We start from the raw sequence: 577 nt of genomic DNA, 5'->3' as shown, positions 1-577 counted from the left end.
CTAGTGCGTCATCAGCAAATAGAGTTAGCTCAGCTTGTAGTGCACCACCGATGGTTTTCTCTGCACGCGCCGCTTCAAGAAGTTTGTTCACCGCCCCACGAACTTTCTGAATTTCAGTCCAGAATTCGTTGTTCAGCTCTTCACCTTCCGCTAGACCAAATAGACCATCGAACCACTCACCTGTGAACACGAATTTTTCGCGCTCGCCTGGCATCTCGTTCCAGATCTCATCTGCGGTGAATGACATGATTGGCGCCATCCAACGAACTAGTGCTTCTACGATGTAGTAAAGTGCAGTCTGACAGCTACGTTGAGCGTGGCCGCCCTGCTTCGCTGTGTACTGACGGTCTTTGATTACGTCTAGGTAGAATGAGCCCATCTCGATAGAACAGAACTGCATTAGACGCTGAGTTACGGCGTGGATGTTGTATTCATCGTACGCTTTGATGATCTCTTCTTGCGCAGCAAGTGCACGACCAACTGCCCAACGGTCTAGCGCCACCATTTCTTCAGCAGGAACGATGTCTGTTGCTGGGTTGAAGCCATTTAGGTTCGCTAGGAAGAAACGCGCTGTGTT

At 50.1% G+C, this 577-nt stretch carries 1 protein-coding gene; it reads right to left on the bottom strand.

Annotated elements, in window-relative coordinates:
- Positions 1-577, bottom strand: a 577-nt coding sequence (locus R7044_RS26915; RefSeq protein ID WP_225456193.1) for a class I tRNA ligase family protein, incomplete at both ends; no start/stop codon positions are given.

The sequence above is a fragment of the Vibrio sp. 1402 genome (assembly GCF_033340275.1).
Note: the sequence above shows the minus strand (reverse complement) of the source record. Positions and strands in the feature narration are given on the sequence as shown.